The organism is Lacinutrix cladophorae (assembly GCF_053604645.1).
In genome coordinates this window covers 29,073-46,641 of record NZ_JBSHNR010000108.1, presented here as the reverse complement: position 1 = coordinate 46,641, position 17,569 = coordinate 29,073, and the positions used below count along the sequence as shown (strand labels likewise).

General features: G+C 31.3%; 13 protein-coding genes. 7 read left to right on the top strand and 6 right to left on the bottom strand.

Annotated elements, in window-relative coordinates; genetic code table 11:
• The first annotated feature begins 39 nt into the window (after positions 1-39).
• The 7 genes from ade to ACVC3Y_RS06585 all read left to right on the top strand — a co-directional run bounded on the left by ade (position 40) and on the right by ACVC3Y_RS06585 (position 12,015).
• Entirely contained in the window at positions 40-1,665 is a 1,626-nt protein-coding gene (gene ade / locus ACVC3Y_RS06615; protein WP_452226445.1) for an adenine deaminase, read from the top strand.
• A gap of 46 nt (positions 1,666-1,711) precedes the next feature.
• Positions 1,712-5,593 (top strand): DUF7619 domain-containing protein, encoded by a 3,882-nt coding sequence (locus ACVC3Y_RS06610; protein WP_452226444.1) that lies wholly within the window; start codon positions 1,712-1,714, stop codon positions 5,591-5,593.
• A gap of 69 nt (positions 5,594-5,662) precedes the next feature.
• Positions 5,663-6,619 (top strand): YheT family hydrolase, encoded by a 957-nt coding sequence (locus ACVC3Y_RS06605; protein ID WP_452226443.1) that lies wholly within the window; start codon positions 5,663-5,665, stop codon positions 6,617-6,619.
• Between the two features lie 255 nt (positions 6,620-6,874).
• Positions 6,875-9,349, top strand: coding sequence for an ATP-dependent Clp protease ATP-binding subunit (locus ACVC3Y_RS06600; RefSeq protein ID WP_452226442.1), 2,475 nt, complete (start codon positions 6,875-6,877; stop codon positions 9,347-9,349).
• A gap of 65 nt (positions 9,350-9,414) precedes the next feature.
• Positions 9,415-9,861, top strand: a complete 447-nt coding sequence (locus ACVC3Y_RS06595) for a hypothetical protein (RefSeq protein WP_303424201.1) — start codon at positions 9,415-9,417, stop codon at positions 9,859-9,861.
• 2 nt (positions 9,862-9,863) lie between these two features.
• Positions 9,864-11,210: a DUF5458 family protein gene (locus ACVC3Y_RS06590; protein ID WP_303424202.1), complete on the top strand. Its 1,347-nt coding sequence runs from the start codon at positions 9,864-9,866 to the stop codon at positions 11,208-11,210.
• Positions 11,197-12,015, top strand: a complete 819-nt coding sequence (locus tag ACVC3Y_RS06585) for a hypothetical protein (RefSeq protein WP_452226441.1) — start codon at positions 11,197-11,199, stop codon at positions 12,013-12,015. Before ACVC3Y_RS06590 ends, ACVC3Y_RS06585 begins: the two co-directional genes overlap by 14 nt.
• 8 nt (positions 12,016-12,023) lie before the next feature.
• Here ACVC3Y_RS06585 and ACVC3Y_RS06580 read toward each other — a convergent pair whose 3' ends face one another.
• Genes ACVC3Y_RS06580 through ACVC3Y_RS06555 form a run of 6 tightly spaced genes read right to left on the bottom strand, consistent with a single transcriptional unit; the run spans position 12,024 to position 17,562 of the window.
• On the bottom strand, positions 12,024-13,175 hold the full coding sequence (locus ACVC3Y_RS06580; RefSeq protein ID WP_303424204.1) for a DUF2169 domain-containing protein: 1,152 nt from the start codon (positions 13,173-13,175) through the stop codon (positions 12,024-12,026).
• Positions 13,175-13,606: a DUF3592 domain-containing protein gene (locus tag ACVC3Y_RS06575; protein ID WP_303424205.1), complete on the bottom strand. Its 432-nt coding sequence runs from the start codon at positions 13,604-13,606 to the stop codon at positions 13,175-13,177. Before ACVC3Y_RS06575 ends, ACVC3Y_RS06580 begins: the two co-directional genes overlap by 1 nt.
• A 5-nt stretch (positions 13,607-13,611) precedes the next feature.
• Positions 13,612-14,385, bottom strand: a complete 774-nt coding sequence (locus tag ACVC3Y_RS06570) for a hypothetical protein (RefSeq protein ID WP_303424206.1) — start codon at positions 14,383-14,385, stop codon at positions 13,612-13,614.
• Between the two features lie 2 nt (positions 14,386-14,387).
• The gene (locus ACVC3Y_RS06565) at positions 14,388-15,353 is read right to left on the bottom strand and encodes a DUF2169 domain-containing protein (protein ID WP_303424207.1); all 966 of its coding nucleotides are present in this window, start codon (positions 15,351-15,353) and stop codon (positions 14,388-14,390) included.
• 6 nt (positions 15,354-15,359) lie between these two features.
• Complete coding sequence (locus tag ACVC3Y_RS06560; RefSeq protein WP_303424208.1) at positions 15,360-15,800, bottom strand: hypothetical protein; 441 nt, start codon at positions 15,798-15,800, stop codon at positions 15,360-15,362.
• A gap of 1 nt (position 15,801) precedes the next feature.
• The gene (locus ACVC3Y_RS06555; RefSeq protein ID WP_303424209.1) at positions 15,802-17,562 is read right to left on the bottom strand and encodes a type VI secretion system Vgr family protein; all 1,761 of its coding nucleotides are present in this window, start codon (positions 17,560-17,562) and stop codon (positions 15,802-15,804) included.
• Positions 17,563-17,569: the final 7 nt, after the last annotated feature.

Genomic DNA, 17,569 nt, shown 5'->3' with positions numbered 1-17,569 from the left:
TTAATATTACATACAATAAATAAGAGGAAAGGAATAAAGATGAAATTGCAAGGAAACATAGTAGATATACTAAACAAGAGAATTTTCAAAGGAGAAGTAACTATTACTGACGGAAAAATAACGTCTATAGCAGAAAAAGAAACTACAAATAAGCAGTACATACTTCCAGGTTTTGTAGATGCACACATTCATATTGAAAGTTCTATGCTGGTACCAAGTGAGTTTGCTAAACTAGCTGTACAACATGGAACCGTTGCTACCGTTTCTGATCCGCATGAAATAGCAAATGTGTTAGGAGTTGCAGGAGTAGAGTTCATGATTGAAAACGGAAAAAAAGTGCCCTTTAAATTTAATTTTGGGGCACCAAGTTGTGTGCCTGCAACTAGTTTTGAATCTGCAGGAGCGATTATAGATTCTCAAGACATTAAGAAATTAATGGAGAATCCAGATATTAAATATCTGGCAGAAATGATGAATTATCCTGGCGTTTTGTTTGATGATGAAGAAGTCTTGAAAAAAATAGCACACGCAAAAGCAAATAACAAACCTGTAGATGGTCATGCTCCTGGTGTTATAGGAGAAGATATTACCAAGTATATAGCCGCTGGAATTTATACAGATCACGAATGTTTTACCTACGATGAAGCTTTAGAAAAACTGCAAAAAGGAATGAAAATTCTAATTCGTGAAGGAAGTGCTGCCAAAAACTTTGAAGCATTAATCGATTTACTTCCTGAGCATTTTGAAAATATGATGTTTTGTAGTGATGATAAGCATCCAGACGATTTAATGGTTTCGCATATCAATGCAGTATGTGCAAGAGCAGTTGCCAAAAACATGGATGTATTTCAAGTATTACAAGCCGCATGTATCAATCCGGTAAAGCATTATAATCTGGATGTTGGTTTACTGCAAGTTGGGGATGCTGCAGATTGTATTGTTGTAGAAGATTTAAAGAAGTTTAAAACACTTCAAACTTATGTGGATGGAGAATTAGTGTATGACTACGGAAAGGTTAATGTGAAAGACTTAACTTTTAAAAATTTAAATAATTTCAATACGGAAAAGAAAAAAATAGAAGATTTTAGTTTTAATTCTTCCGCAGAAAAAATTAGAGTTATTGAAGCTTTAGAAGGGCAATTAGTAACGAATGAGCTTATTGAACAAGCAACTATTGAAAATGGAAATCTTGTTTCTAATACCGAAAACGATATCCTAAAAATGACGGTTGTAAATCGTTATAAAAATGATGCACCAGCAATTGCATTTATTAAAAATTTCGGATTAAAAGAAGGCGCAATTGCAAGTTCTGTTGGTCACGATTCCCACAATATAATTGCCGTTGGTGTTTCTGATGATGCGATCTGCAAAGCAGTCAATCTAATCATTGAAAATAAAGGTGGAATTTGTGCTATAAGCGATTCCGAAGAAAAAATAGTAGCACTTCCTGTAGCAGGAATTATGAGCGATCAAGATGGTGAAACTATAGGTAAGGATTATGCAGCGCTGGATAAAATGGCAAAACAACTAGGAAGCACATTGCATGCGCCTTATATGACGTTGTCTTTTATGGCACTATTAGTAATTCCAGATTTAAAACTAAGCGATAAAGGATTGTTTAGTGGTAAAGAATTTAAATTTACTAGTTTAGAAGTGGTTGTGTAAATCTATTTATCGTAAGTTAGAGGTCTAAATCTACTGCCTCTTAATTATGAAAAAACAATTATTTCTTTTATTTACTATTTTTTTATCTTGTTATACAATTTTTGGCCAATGTCCAACAGGTAACATTTATCTAACCAGTCAGCAAGATGTAGATGATTTTGTAACAAACTACCCCTCTTGTACAGAGGTGTTTACTTTAGCTATTTCTGGAGCAGATACTATAGATTTATCTGGTTTGAATTCCATTACTACTATAACTTCTAATTTATCTATTAGCGGAGCAAGTAATTTATTAACCTTAACTGGATTAGATAATATTACCTCTGTTGGTGGTTCATTAAGCCTTGTTAATAATAGTTTACTTAGTGATCTTAGTGCACTCAATAATATAACACAAATTGGCGATTTTCTTAAAATTCAGCAAATTAATACCATTACTAGCATTAATTTTTTAACTAATTTAACAACAATTGGTGGTGCTTTGCAAATTAACAGTAATGCTAATTTAGAATATGTTGACGGTTTAAATGCTCTAACAGAAGTTGGCGCGTTTATTCAAATATCAGGTAATGCAAACATTAGTGATATTTCTAATCTTAATACCATTACTTCAGCAATTCAATATGTGCAAATAAGTGGTAATGCTGTATTGCATGATATAAGTGGATTAAATGGCGTTGAAACGATTACAAGTGATGTTACTATTTCAGGTAATGGAAGCCTAAACGATATTTCAGGTTTTTCAGGACTTACGTCTGTAGATCGTGATTTTTCAATTATCTCTAATAATGCATTAGGAAATATAACCGGATTTCAAAGTTTAAATACCATATCTGGAGATTTTTTAATTACCGAAAATGAGTTGCTTAGTGCGTTTTCTGGTTTTAGTGCGCTACATACTATTACAGGAAATTTTGAAATTATAGAGAACCCAGCATTAAATAGTTTAGCCAACTTTACTGCATTAACTTCTATTGGAGAATATTTTACTTTTGAAGGAAATACTAGTTTTGTCGATTTCACAGGTTTTCAGAGTCTTACGACTGCTGGTGGATTAACTATTCGATTCAATGATGCATTAGAAACCTTTTTAGGATTTGAAGTTTTAACAAGTTTAACAAACGGTTTGCATATTTCTTATAATGATGCGCTTTTAAATGTAAATGGATTTGATGCTTTAACTTCTTTAGGAGGAGGTCTTTTTGTTTATGCAAATAATGCGCTATTACATTTAAATGCTTTTAATAATATCCAATCCATTGGAGGAGATGTTACTATTGGAACTACATTTCAAGATGCAACTAATAATTCTCTGAGTAGTTTGCCCTTTCAACAACTACAAACAATAGGAGGAGATTTAAACATTGCTGTAAATGGAGCTTTAGTTGATTTATCTGGTTTCAACGCGCTACAAACCATAAACGGGCATTTAGATATTGAAGTGAATCATGCCATGACAGATATTTCTGGGTTTAATATGTTGACTTCTGTCGGAAATGGAACAGGAGAAGATTATATAGGTTTAGCCTTAAGATATAATGAGTCTTTACAGTATATTTCAGGATTCAATGCATTAGAAACCATTGATGACGGATTATTAATTTTAACAAATGGCGCGTTGGAAGGAATTACAGGTTTTCAAAATGTAGCTATCATAAATGATTATCTTTTTATTAATGAAAATGATGCGCTTACAGATATTACCGGTTTCGGTTCTTTAACAACTATAAATGGAGATTTAAGATTGGGGATTTGGGAAAACTCCTCCTATAATTCTAATGGAAACTTAGCATTAACAAGTTTAGCAGGTCTAGAATCTTTAAATACTATTACTGGTGATTTATATATAGTTTCTAACCCTAGCTTATTAGATGTAGATGCTTTAAGTGGTTTAAATACGATTGGAGGTATTTTAAATATAGAAGGTTTTGAAGGTGAAGGAAATGGAGCGCTTCAAAATTTAAACGGACTAAGTGCTTTATCTAATATTGGAGGAGATATTTTAATAAATAACAATAACAGCCTAGTTGCTATTGGAGGTTTATCTTTAATAACAGAAGCAAACGGAAGGTTAGCCATTACAGGGAATGCGTCGTTATTAGATTTAACAGGATTAGATAATCTAACGTATGTAGAAGAAGATTTAAGTGTTTTAAATAATCCTAGTTTATTGAACCTTCAAGGTCTTAATAGTGTTTATGATGTGGAAGATTTACAGATTAATGGAAATGATTCCATGGTGGATTTATCTGGGTTAGAATCCTTAGAAATAATGCATTTTACAACAGGAGGAGGAGAGCTTACAATTTATGGAAATGAAAATCTGGTTTCTCTAGATGGTATTGAAAATTTAAGAGCATTACGTCGATTTAGTATTTCTAATAATCCATTGTTAACAGATATTTCTGGATTATCTAATGTCGATCATAATTTGTTGATTTCTATAAATTTAGGTGGTAATACATTGTTGTCTGTATGTAACATTGTAAGTGTTTGTAATTATTTAAGCATACCAGAAAATTCCGCTTTTATTAATTATTATAATGGCGTTGGATGTCAAAATAGAGATGCAATTTTAGAAGCTTGTACTAATGGAACGAACTCTTTAAGTGGTACGCTTGTGTTTGATCAAAACAATAACGGCTGTAATCTTTATGATACCATTACCGTTAATGATAGAGCAATTAGTATCCAACAAGGAGCTTATGAAGTAAGAACCTTTACAGATTCTGAAGGAGCTTATAAAGCCTACGTAGAAACGGGAGATCATGAAGTAATAGTAGACATAGATACAAATGTTTTTCATGTTTCCCCAAGTCCTGCAGTAATTACTTTTGATGGCTATGGAGAGCCTATTAATCAGGATTTTTGTGTTACAGTAAATCAAATTACAGAGGATGTTAGAATAAACATATTGCCTACAAGTGAAGCACGACCAGGTTTTGAATCCGCCTACCAATTGGTGTATCAAAACATGGGGACAACATCCATTTATGGAGAAATAAATTTTGAATATGATGAAACCATGCAAAATTTCATTTCCCCTTTGGATGCGCAAGACACGAATGGAGATATCTCTTTTAACTATTATTTGGAACCGTTTGAAACAAAAAAAATAGATTTAGTTATGCTTACGTTGCAACCGCCTGCGGTGAATGGTGATGATGTTTTAGTCTTTAATACATCGATTACTATAAATGAAACGGATGCAAATCCCGAAGATAATGTATATACTTTAGAGCAGATAGTTGTAAATTCATACGATCCTAATGATAAGACCGTTTTACAAGGTGCTGAGATTGATATTTCAGAAGCAGGAAATTATTTAGATTATATTATTCGATTTCAAAATACAGGAACCGCAAGTGCAATTAATGTTAGAATTGTAGATGAATTAAATGATAAGTTAGATTGGAGTACTATTGAACCAATAGCCTCAAGTCATACGAATAGAGTACAAGTTAACGGTACTACGCATGTAGCATTTATTTTTGACGACATTGATTTACCTGCACAGCAAGATGATGACGCTGGAAGTAATGGTTTTATTGCATTTAGAATAAAACCTAAAAATAATGTTGTAATTGGAGATGTTATTACTGGAAATGCGAATATCTATTTTGACTACAATCCAGCAATTGTAACCAATACAGTTAGCACAGAAATTGTGGATGCTTTATCTATTGCAGAATTTCAAGCAGTATCCTTTATAATGTATCCAAATCCGGCAAATAACCATTTAACCATCTCTGGTAATTCTGTTATTGATACCATTACTATTTATGATGTAAATGGTAGAGCATTAAAGGCAATTAACTATGATGCTAATGTTGTTGAAATAAATATTACAGATTTATCTTCAGGTATTTATTTTATAAAAATTCAAGCCGGAGAACAAAATGAAGTTAAAAAAATCATTAAAAAATAAACTGCTATTTTAAATAATTACATAAAATTGCATCTTTAAACGGATGCATTTTTTTTTTTAATATATATTATGCCAATACTTAACGCCACATACAAGCCTTCTATTTTTTTTAGAAATGGAAATATAGCAACCATATATTCAGGACTTATTCGAAAAGTTAAGTTAGAACAAAAACGCGAGCGTATTACACTTAGCGATGGAGATTTTCTGGACTTAGATTGGAGTTATGCCAAAGAGAAATCAGAAAAGTTAATTATTGTTTTACACGGTTTAGAAGGTAATGCGCAACGCCCTTATGTTACTGGTCCTGCAAAACTATTTAATGAAAATGGCGTCGATGCTGTATGTGTTAATTTTAGAGGTTGTAGTGGCGAACCTAACTTAAAATACAGGAGTTACCATTCAGGCGCAACCGAAGATTTACACGAAGTTGTAACACATATTCTTGAAACTAAAAACTATTCCGAAATTTATATCAATGGATTTAGCCTTGGCGGAAATATTTCCTTAAAATACTTAGGAGAAGAACGAATTATTCCGAAACAAATTAAAGGAGCTATTGCTATTTCAGTTCCTTGTTTTTTAGAAGGTTCTGCTAACGAATTACATAAGATTAAAAACAAACCGTATGCTATCCGATTTAAAAAACATTTGGTAGATAAGTTAAAACCAAAATTAATACAGTTTCCAGAAAGAATCACAGCACAAGAAGTGGATTCTATAAAACTATTAAGAGATTTTGATGCAGTATATACTTCTAAAGCACATGGTTTTATAGACGCAAAAGATTATTATACAAAATCTAGTTGCCTTCAGTTTTTACCAAACATACAAGTGCCAACATTAATAATAAATGCTTTAAACGATTCGTTTTTATCTCCAGAATGCTATCCTATAAAAGAAGCAAAAAACAACGAAAATTTGCACTTAGAAATGCCTGATTTTGGTGGTCACGTTGGTTTTATTCATAAAGGAAAATATTACTATAATGAACTTCGTGCTTTAGAATTTGTTGCAAAATTATAAAGGACGTATTTTCTGTGTTTTGTTTAAAATTAATACTTCCGTAAAACGAAAAAAATCCAATTAACACCTTTTTTATCTATTATATAATTCAAAATTCATCGTTTAAAAACCATTGAAAACGTTGAAAAACAAATAGTTGTATTTCTCTTTTTTTATTTCTAAATTAGATTAGCCTTATTTCCTAAATAACAAGCCTGCATATGTTAACCTTTGCTCTTTTTTTTTATTAAAGAGTGACTAACAAACTTATATACTATGTCAGATTACGTTTTCTCAAATATGCTAAAAGAAGCAATTCATATTGCACAAGCCGTTGCAAAAGAATATTCGCATAAACAATATTCATCTGCTCATTTGCTAAAAGCATTAATGCATAAAAATATTGGTTTGATTACATATTTAGAAAGTATTGGTCAAGATGGTTACTATGTAGAAGAATGGGCAGAAGTACGTCTAGAGTCTTTACCCAAAACTACCAAAATCCCAGAAAATCCTTCTGGTGACAACTCTGTAGAGTCGGTTTTGTATGAAGCAGATAATATTAAATTAAAATTAGGTTTAGAAGAAGTTACAGTGCATTGTGTACTTATCGCATTGTGTACTCCAGGAGTTGGATTTACTTTCGAGCAATTAAAATCCTTCTCATTAACACCAAATGAAATCATAGATAACTTGGGCGTTAAAGAAAGTACATCTAATACTGCAACAGGAAAAGGAACAACTTCCAATACAAATAATTCTATTGGTACAGGAACACTTTCACAGTATTGTATTGATAAAACTCAAAAAGCTAGTAATGATGAATTAGATGCTATTTCTGGACGGGAATCTGAAATTAAAATGATTGCAGAAATCTTAGGAAGACGCTCGAAACCAAACGTACTTATTTTAGGAGACCCAGGAGTTGGTAAAACAGTTTTATTTAATGGTTTGGCGTATGCAGCAGTAAATAATAATGTACCAGAGCATTTAAAAAGTGCAAGAATTTTTGAACTAGATTTTATTAATTTAGTTTCTGGAGCAGGTTATAAAGGTGAAATTGAAGACCGATTAAAAAAAGTTATAGAAGAAATAAAGCAATTCCCAAAAGCCATTTTATTAGTAGATGAAATAAATAATCTAACCGATAAAAACCAAGGTAATCAAGGTTTGGCGAATTTATTAAAATCGGAATTAGCCAAAGGAGAACTCACTGTAATTGGTACTGCAACTAATGATGCATTTAGAAAGTATATTGAAGTAGATGAAGGATTAGCCCGTCAATTTGAAACGGTAAGATTGGTAGAGCCAAATGAAGATGAAGCCTATAGAATGATTAAAAATACGGTGTCTTATTATACAGAACATCACGATTTAGAGATAGATTCAGAAACTATACAAGAGGCTATTCGATTAGCAAAACGTTATAATAAAGAACGAAGTTTACCAGATTCTGCAATCGATTTAATAGATAGAACGATGTCTGCAGCAAAATATATGATTGAAACATCTGTAGACGAAATTAATAGTATTCAAGAACATTTAGATCTACTAAAAGAGAATAAAGAATTAAAAGATGAAGCCATTTTAAAAGAACAAATCTGGGAATATGCTTTAATGAAAAACAGATTAAGTTATTTACTTTTTGATGAGTTAGGAGATGAAAATCATTTTGAAAAAGTGAAAACGCCAAAACAAGGCTTTAAAGCTTTAGGCGATATTTTAAAGCAATTATTAGAAATCGCTTCTATAGAAAAAGTTGCAATTAATAAAAACGATGTTGCTTCTACTATAGCAAATAAAACAGGAATTCCAACTGGGAAACTACAAGCAGATGAAAAAGAAAGACTGCTTAATATGGAAGAAGTCTTACAACGAAGAGTAATAGGTCAAGATCACGCCATTAGTGTAATAACATCTGCGGTTTTAGAATCACGTTCAGGTTTAAGTAAACCAGGATTACCAGTAGGATCTTTCTTCTTTTCTGGTCCTACAGGAACTGGAAAAACAGAACTAGCAAAATCGTTAGCAGAATTTTTATTTCAAGATGAAAATGCAATACTTCGTTTTGATATGTCTGAGTTTAAAGAAGAACATTCTGCAGCATTATTATATGGAGCACCTCCAGGATATGTAGGCTATGAAGAGGGTGGATTATTGGTAAATAAAATTAGACAAAAACCATATTCTATTGTCCTTTTTGATGAAATAGAAAAAGCACACCCTTCGGTTTTCGATATATTTTTACAAATATTAGATGAAGGAAAATTAAGCGATAGACTAGGTAAAGTTGGTGATTTTTCGAATGCAGTAATTTTATTTACTTCCAATATTGGTAGTCAACATATTGTAGACTCTTTTGATCAAGGAATCATTCCAAAATCGAACGATTTACTTGAAATAATGGGAAGTTATTTTAGACCAGAGTTTTTAGGAAGATTAACTGAAATCATTCCATTTTCACCAATAACGAAGGAAAATGTAGTGAAAATCTTTAAAATTCAATTAAAAGGATTACTTAAAGCTTTAGAGAAACAAGAAATTACTTTAGATATATCTGAAAAAGCAATGACACATCTTGCCGAAAAAGGCTTCACTCCAAAATATGGAGCAAGACCTTTACGAGGTGTCATTAGAACAGATTTACGTTCTCCATTATCCAAAATGATTATATCTGGAGATATTACAAAAGGAGCAAAAGTTTCACTAGATATCGATGCTAAAAAAGAATTAAAGTGGCAATATAAATAAGTTGATAGTAATTAATAAATTGCTTATATTTATCATAATCAAAGAATTAACCAAACAAAAACAATATGGATACTTACGGAATTGGTGGTACAGAAGTAAAAACAGATGCTAATGAAGCCATACAAGAAATACCTCAAAACAGAACACTTTTTGTTGAAAAACTAACACAAGATCAACCCATAAAACCAGAAGTTGTGACTGGATTAAAAACTATTGAAGAAGTTTTTGAACATTACAATCCTGAAGTAGAAGTAGAGTTTGAAGATACCGATGGTGTTGGAAGAAAAGAAAATTTAAATTTTAAAAATTTAGGTGACTTTGGAGACAAAGGCATTACAAAACAAAGTTCCTTTTTAAAAGATCTACACACAGAAAAAGATCAGTATATAAAAATAGCAAAGCAATTAAAAACAAATAAAATTTTAAAAGCAGCTTTAGAAAATCCCGAAGCAAAAGCATCTTTATTAGAAGCTATGAGAGCATTACTAACAGAAATTGAAGAAAGCAAATAATTATGGCAAAAGCACAACAACAATTTTCTCCAGTAGAAAATCCAGCACAACATTTAAAAGAAAAAAGTGAACAACTTGCCAAATATGGAGGTTTTGATCTGTTAGAATCTTGTATAGAAGGTGTTCAAAATATGAATCCAGAACGCAAAGCTAGAAAAAGAATATTTCTTACAGAGCAAGCAAAAAAAGACGATAGAGAACAGCTTAAAAAAGTATTAGAAATTTGGTCTTCAGTTTTATCCGAATCCGATAATATTTCAGAAATGGTAGAAGCTTCAGAAACAAAATCGCAAACAGCTAATGGCTCTTTAAAGAAAAATTTACATAAAGCTTTAGAAGCTACCAACGATTTAGAACGATCGTATAGATCTATGGCTTTATTTTATAAAAATACAGAATCCGATAAGTTAAAAAACATATCGATAATGAATGCAGAACTAGAGCAAGTTAAAGATTTAGATAATACTAGATTTATAGATGCTGTAGCTGAAGAATTAAAATCTACTTATGATCGTTTAGATCTGAGAGAAAATTACGGACTATTAGTTATTCCTGGTTATTTAGGATCTAATAAAGTTGTTGAAAAGTGGGCTAAAATAGCACACGAAAATAAAGCAATGTTAGTTACAGATTTTGAACATTTAGATGAACCAGATGATGTTATGGAAATGTTTGAAGCTGCTAATTTAACTAGTGGCGATAAATATAAGTCGAACGTAATTATGGCTTGTAACTGGTTAGTAGGTAGAGGTAAAGTAGATGAAGTAGGAGAGGAAGACGATTTATTTGTTCCACCAGCAGGTGCTTTGGCAGGAAAAATATACCAAACTTTAATGTCTCAAGTTACTGCAGGTAAAAAGTTTGGTGGTATTAACGAAATTGATGGTGTACGTTTCGATCTTAAAAAGAGTGAAATTGCGCATCTTGAAAAAATGGGACTAGTACCAATGGTTAAAGAATATGGTAAAGTAATGGCATTCTCTGCTAAAACGTTATTTAATGGAGACAACCTTGGGTTACAAACGTATTCTGTAGTTCGTGTATTTGATTATGTAACTAAAGTATTGATGGATTTCTTAAACCGTCGTGCTTTCGAAAACTTTAATGCAAAAACTAGAAAAGAATTAATGGGACAAATAGTTAAGTTTTTAGATGGTATTACTGGACCAGATAAACTTATTGAAGATTTTTCTATTAAAAGATTTGAACAAGATCCTAAACAAAAAGACAGAGTGTTTTTAGATATACATATGAAACCTTATTTTCCAGCCAAAAATTTCATGATTAAAATGGATGGTCAAAAAGGAGATGATGGTACCGAATGGGATGCTGATTATGAGCAACAATAAAGAGAAAATATTATTATTAAGTAAAGGTAGTACAGATATTGTTAAATTAACAAAAAAGTATTTAGGACGTACTTTGAATGGTAAACTATCTTCATTAGAAGCCGATTTTAAAAGTTATTCGGACTCCGTAAATATTGCTTTAGATAATAATGATGATTTAGTAGCGATTTTTAATTCCAGTTTTATTAATGAATGGGAAAAAGGTTTAGTAAAATATATTAGTTTAAAAGATGGTATAATAAAAAATAAAATCTACTACTTAAAAATAGAACTTGGTAATAATTCAAATGAAATTAATAAACATAAAACAAAATTAAAAAAACTTCTTAATGAGTTTGATTTGTTTAAAGGAGAATTAGCCAAAAAAGATAAATTCATGAAGTCGGTAGACAGTATATTGAATGCAGATCAATATTCCAGCTATACCAAAATTGCATTTAAAGCTATTGATGCTCCTCGAGCGGCTACAAAGGAACTATTAAAAAGTGAGTTGGATGGAAAATTTAAGGATATTGTTAAAGAACCATTTAAAGATTTTTTTCCAGACAAAGAAGCCTATATTAAAAAAGGATTAGGTAACATAGCGGATTATACTCAGAGTCTGGGTGTAAATTACAAATATGTTAAAGGCGAATTATCTTTTACTTCTTATTCGGGTTTTGTAAAAGAGTCTGATAAAATTATATTAGAATTACATAAAGCATATAGAAAAAGGGAAAGGATTAGTTTAGAAATCCCTTTTTTAAAACGAGGAATGGGGAATTGTGGTTCTTCCTATTTATGGGCATATGGAGCTAGATTTTAAAGTTATAATTAGTTCCACTTCACTTCAAAAGGCATTTTTTCTAATTCTTCCTCCATATACGGTCTTAATGCTTTAATTGTACCACACCAAACAATACTTAAGCTATTGGTGTCTGGTTCAATAATAACACTATGCATATTTACATCTGCTTTAATTAGTTTCCCTTTTCTATTATCAATTTTTATTTTAGGTTGTTCATTGGGTAATTTAAAAACAAATTCTGTTTTATTAGGGTGTATATTTGTTAATCTACAGGATTCTCCACCATGTAAATATCTAGATTGTAAGCCTAAAGATGCACTATTAAATGCTCTAAAATTAAAATGCGCTTTCTTAATTTCAAATCTACTTTTTAGGATTTCTTCATCCACTAACTTCTTAGTTATCTCGTAAGCATCTTCATCAAATCCTTTAGGAATTGGATACATACCAAAATAGGCAACCCTAGGAAACCAACCAGGATGTACAAAATCTGTGGCAACAGGTAAAGGCATTTTTTGCCAATGAGCTATAGATTTACAAACAATATTTTCAGGTGTTACTAATTGATATGGATTCTCTAGATTTGGCAATTCAACCTTTTCTAAGCCTTCTTCATTTAATGAAGTAATATATCCTTTACCTTCTGGATTTCTTTGGTATCTATAGGGGCTTCCAGCTAAAAGATCTGTAACTTCATTTAAATATTTTAATTTAGTATCATTTTCAATTCTTTCTTTTAAATGTCTTTCAGCCAATAGGTCTTTTCCTCCATAAGCAAAATTATATGTTAGTGGAACTTCTAGTATGTTTTCAGGAGTTGTAAAAGTTGGGATTCCGTTGTTTGCTTTATAAAGATTTCTATTCCCAAAAATTGTAATATCTAACTTCAATCTTGCAATTTCAACACAAGCTTGAAATGAATTTGTTTTTTTATTCGTTCTTGCCTTTCCTTTTACAATTACATCAGTTAAAGGTTTGTAAGTGTATAAATCAATATCTTGATCAATATGCTTTTCATTATCGTCATAAAAAGTATGCTCCTTTGTTATTGGTTTTTGAACTTCATTATATATGCATGTTCCATTATTAAGAATAATATAAGTTCTTTTTACTATTAAAGATAAAATAGGTTTACCACTAACATTATTTCCAGAAATGAGCTGTATAGTTTCTTTCATTATTTTTTTAATATTAAAAGAAGAGGTATTAAAAAGCCTATTATTCCTGTAGTTAATAAGATAAATAAAAACCTCCAGGGAAAGCTTTCTTCAATATATGCTTTTTTCGGATTGTTATTATCGTAATATACTTTTACAGTACTTCCAATTGCATATTTTTTTTCAGATTTATAGGAGGTAGACTGAACCATTATTTCTTTTTTATCGGTTTCTGTGATAAATTTAAAAACAGGTGCATAATCTGTTCCTTTATCAAAAACAGCTTGGTCATTATTAACTTTAGACCTATAATCTATAATAGTCCCGTTAGTTATAGACGCATTTTTTTTAAAATTATTCAAAGAAATTAATGACCAAAGGGCATATATCGATATTGCAATACCACCAATTAATATCAAATAATAATATATAGAAGTCGAGATTGAGTTCATGGTGATTAGTTTAAGTTTTCTCCTTGTGAATAGTAATCATTCATATACTCATTAATTTGTGTGTCTGCTTGATCTCCTACCCAACTTAATGGGGAGTTTTCACTAGCAGCTGGTCCAATTGGAGAACCGACAAAAAAACCAATGGTAGACTCTACAACACTACTAATGACTTGTCCGCTAAACGAATGACTAAATAATACGCTAGTCATTAAACCAGCACTAACCGAAAAATGACCTGCTAATCTAGCGGTGCCTCCCATTGCCGCTTTACCTAATCCTGCACCAATTAAATTGGCAACACCAGTGATAAAAACATCTACAGCAAAACTTAGTACACTAGCTAAATAATCTGAAAAATTAAAACCAGCCATGTTCGTTCCAGGAGCAATTACAGTATTAATACTATTCATTGGAATTGGGTCTGAACAATTTAAGTTTAATCCGGCATAAATTAATGGAGCAATAGCAGTTGGTTGGCCTCCGCTTAAAACGGAAAAGGCACCAAACTCTGAAACAGAACCACTAGTTAATACTAAAATAGGAAATAATATATTACCAGCTACATGACCAATTCCCATACCTATATCTGAGCCTCTATTTAGCACTAGGAAATTATGTGACATAATAGTTGGTTGTATTTTAGCAGAAGTTTGAAGTCCTCCTAAAAGTTGTGCTACAAAATGTGGCATAGGAACAGGAACTACTGGAGGGCCTGGAGTACCCAAATGGATATCTGCGCCTAGCATTGGGTGAATATTTGTATGTATAGAACAATGCATAATTAAGCTGTTGTATTTAATGAAAATTCTCTAATTTCCATAGGGTTAATTGTATATCTAAATGGAAAACGATAACTAATAAATACCTTTTTCTTATCTGGAATAACACCTATTTGATCAATATTCATTTTTCTTTTTAGTTTTTTATCTCCAAGAATAATATCTATTTCTAAGTTGTTTGAAGGAATATTAAAAGCAAATTGATTACTTTCTGTCACACCTTCAATACTTATAGTGTCCATTATATTTACCTCTTCTATTATTAATTCAGGAAATGCAGAATTAAAAAACTTCAATTTCAATTTTTCAATTTTAGACTTCTCTTCATTTAGTACTAAGTTATTTTTTGCTTTTATTGACATAATAGGAAAGGAAGTAATACCTGCTGGTTCTTGCCAAGAATTCCATTTTGTAATACGATTGTTATAATGTTCAATATTTGGTAGTACATTACCTATGGCTTCTTCTTTTTTATGATAATATCCTTTGCCATAAGGGTTTGCTGGATATGGGATTTCTAGACCATCCCATTTTGCTGTTCCTCCAAAGGCATTATGTAAAGTGAGTGGAATTTCGGTAAATGGTTCGGGTGCACTAATACTTAAACTACCGAGAAATGATTTCCAAGTCCTTTTTCCATATACTTTTATTTTATGTATTGGCTTATTATTAATATTTACAACAACTTCACTCTCTGTCACTGGTAATCCATTAAGTGCTTTAGCACTACCAAAAACCATTAAATCGATTCCTCCTTTGGCGTATACATCATCTGTGTCCATTGGTCCATATTCGCTTTCCCAAAATGTTTGATGAAGACCCCATTCTTGGTCTTTACTAATTTTTAAAGATTCATCATCTAAAACATCATAAGTTATTCTACACATTATAGCCATTGCTATGCAGTCATTATCCAGTGCTGTTCTATGAATTAAAGTATGAAAAGATGTATTATTAATGAATTCCATTATTTTTTAATCGCAATTAAGTTTTACTCTTTCTCCATTTAGTTTAATATCATCGTTCGCTTTAAGTTTAACATCTCCTAAGTATGCTTTTATATATTGTGTTTTTGCGGTTTCTATATTTTCTCCTTGTGTTTTAATTGTTTTATTACCCTTTACAAATTGATTAAAATTGCCTTCACTTTTAAGGAAAAGTTCTTTTTTGCTTTTTATATCAATATTTTCAGCAGATAACTGGAGTTTTTTGCTAGCCTTAATATTTATATTTTCGGCTTCTATATTTAGATTAGTTCCTTCATTTGAAACTTCAATAGTAAAAAGTGCTACTCCTTGTGCATTACGAACTTGAATAACGTCCTTCTCTTCTTTTTCAAGAATAGCCAAACTATGTCCTTTTTTTAAAGGTTTTTCGTAAATAGGGTTTTCTGTTTTTTCTAAAAATGTTTTCATATTAATTTAGTTTTACTTGACCTCCTTTTATTTCGGTCATAGCTGTTCCATTTACTTTTGCATTGGTTGTTGCATTTACTTCTGCAGTTATCCCTTTTAGTTCTGCTTTGCCAGTTTTTGCTTCTAAAGTGGCAGTTCCTCCATCTGCTTTTAATTCGGTATTAGAGGTTAGCCATAAACTAGAATCTCCAGCTATTGTTGTATCTGGAGAACCTACATTTAATGTTTCTCTTGCATCAAAAAAGCCAACTTTACAGTCTATATTAAATTGTTCTACAGCACTAATTAGAATGTTACCTTCGCCATCTAAAAGAATCATACTTCCAGCTTTGTCTTGCAGTTTTATACTGCCGTTACATCCATTTATTTCAATTATAGATTCGCCAGACTTAATCATTTTAATACAGTTGTCAGGGTCTTTACTTCCTGAAGGTGGTGCAGTGTTCGAGTTGTATACTCCACCAACACTATAAGGGATTTCTGCATTTCCTCCTTCAAAATCGATTAAAACTTCATCTTCTATTTCAGGAATAAAAAAGAAGCCTTGACCTCGTGATGCACTTGGTGAAATACACCTAATCCAAGGTGTTGTTAGTCCATCTTGTCGTTGCCATGAGAACTGTACTTTTATTCTGCCCATTCCATCTGGATCGTGATTTTCTATAACTTTAGCCATTTGGCTTTGTGCGATAGGAAAAGCATTGATATTAGTTTTTGGGTAGGCATCAATATTTGTAGATGTAGCTTCAAAAGAATTTTCATATAAGCCATTATTAGAAAGTGAGTGGGAAACCTTAGTCACTCTATAGGTGCTTTGTGAAATTTTTATACTATTACCTATAGAAACTCCAGGATTGTCAGAAGAACCTGAAACTTGAATTTGGTTTGTTTGTATGGCTGTTTGTTGTAGTTTAACGTAATTGTCTATGCGATTTCTGGTGTTACCATCATCAGGAATATTAACCCAAACACGTGTTGGGTTTGTATAAATTTCTTTTGAGTTTTCATTAATTTGACTAAAATTGCCTTTTTTAGAGCTCTGGACTGAGGAGGATGCAATTTCGTGAACATCATTAACTAAATAATCGTTTGTAAAATAATTGAAATTTTGTGGTATAGGAGTAAGTGAAGTATTAAAATCGTGCAAATCTCTTCCGAGAATTAATTCAAGATCATCACTGTTTTTTGGTATGCCAAAAACTAATTCTTCTCCATTATAAAATAACCATTCTCCATTTCTAGAAGCCATTCGTTGCGCAAAAGCAAAACAGCTTTCATTATATTGTACGGTATAGGTTATGGGGTCTGTTAAGTTTGAGTTTTCCGTGTTTATTTTGAGCTTAGAAGTATCATAGTTTTTAAAATTATCTTTTATAATATCAATAAAACTCATGTTGTTATAGGACATGTAATGTGGCCCATCTGAAGCTATAACTGTTGGACTGTTAGCCATTATTACTACATTGTCGCCATTACTTGCATGTAGACCTTTATTATAGTTTAAACCTGTAATAATACCTTTAAATTTAAGTGTACCATAAGTATCTTTTTTTTCATAAGATATTGTTTCAATGGTTATGATAGTTCCTAAAATATCTTCAATGTCATGATTATTAGCTTCGCAAAATTTCTGAATTGTTTTCAAGAAGCAATGCAATTCCATGCTGTGGTGTTCTCCTATGGTTTGATGTAACTGACAACTATTATAGTAGGATAGTTTATTACCATTTATGTGAATAGATGTTTTTGAAAGTATGGCCATAGCAATT

Coding starts and splice junctions, on each gene's coding strand:
- ACVC3Y_RS06580 (WP_303424204.1), bottom strand. CDS start 13,175: ATGAAAGAAACTATACAGCTCATTTCTGGAAATAATGTTAGTGGTAAA.
- ade (WP_452226445.1), top strand. CDS start 40: ATGAAATTGCAAGGAAACATAGTAGATATACTAAACAAGAGAATTTTC.
- ACVC3Y_RS06555 (WP_303424209.1), bottom strand. CDS start 17,562: ATGGCCATACTTTCAAAAACATCTATTCACATAAATGGTAATAAACTA.
- ACVC3Y_RS06570 (WP_303424206.1), bottom strand. CDS start 14,385: ATGCATTGTTCTATACATACAAATATTCACCCAATGCTAGGCGCAGAT.
- ACVC3Y_RS06585 (WP_452226441.1), top strand. CDS start 11,197: ATGAGCAACAATAAAGAGAAAATATTATTATTAAGTAAAGGTAGTACA.
- ACVC3Y_RS06600 (WP_452226442.1), top strand. CDS start 6,875: ATGTCAGATTACGTTTTCTCAAATATGCTAAAAGAAGCAATTCATATT.
- ACVC3Y_RS06590 (WP_303424202.1), top strand. CDS start 9,864: ATGGCAAAAGCACAACAACAATTTTCTCCAGTAGAAAATCCAGCACAA.
- ACVC3Y_RS06610 (WP_452226444.1), top strand. CDS start 1,712: ATGAAAAAACAATTATTTCTTTTATTTACTATTTTTTTATCTTGTTAT.
- ACVC3Y_RS06575 (WP_303424205.1), bottom strand. CDS start 13,606: ATGAACTCAATCTCGACTTCTATATATTATTATTTGATATTAATTGGT.
- ACVC3Y_RS06595 (WP_303424201.1), top strand. CDS start 9,415: ATGGATACTTACGGAATTGGTGGTACAGAAGTAAAAACAGATGCTAAT.
- ACVC3Y_RS06565 (WP_303424207.1), bottom strand. CDS start 15,353: ATGGAATTCATTAATAATACATCTTTTCATACTTTAATTCATAGAACA.
- ACVC3Y_RS06560 (WP_303424208.1), bottom strand. CDS start 15,800: ATGAAAACATTTTTAGAAAAAACAGAAAACCCTATTTACGAAAAACCT.
- ACVC3Y_RS06605 (WP_452226443.1), top strand. CDS start 5,663: ATGCCAATACTTAACGCCACATACAAGCCTTCTATTTTTTTTAGAAAT.